General features: G+C 69.3%; 1 protein-coding gene. It reads left to right on the forward strand.

The window, feature by feature from the left end; genetic code table 11:
* Positions 1–384, forward strand: a 384-nt coding sequence (locus tag FMN63_RS00005) for an ABC transporter substrate-binding protein (protein ID WP_148581911.1), incomplete at both ends; no start/stop codon positions are given.

Below are 384 nucleotides of genomic sequence, written 5' to 3' on the forward strand. Positions count from 1 at the left end.
GGCCGGACCACCCGGAAAAGGTCCTCGGCACTACCCGCGCCTTCGTCGACGCCTACCCGAACACCGCCCGCGCGCTGGTCATGGCGGTCCTCGACGCCAGCCGCTTCATCGAACAGAACGCCGAGAACCGCCTGGGCACCGCGCAACTGATCAGCGGCCGCGACTATGTCGACGCTCCGCTCGGCGCGATCCAGCCGCGCTTCTTCGGCCGCTACCAGGATGGCCTCGGCAACGCCTGGCAGGACCCGCATCCGCTGCGTTTCTACGCCGACGGCGAAGTCAACCGGCCCTGGCTCTCGGATGGCATGTGGTTCATGACCCAGTTCCGCCGCTGGGGCCTGCTGCGCGAAGACCCGGACTACCTGGGCATCGCCCGCAGGGTCC

The sequence above is a fragment of the Stappia sp. BW2 genome, from assembly GCF_008107695.1.
In the GTDB taxonomy this organism is placed as follows: domain Bacteria; phylum Pseudomonadota; class Alphaproteobacteria; order Rhizobiales; family Stappiaceae; genus Roseibium.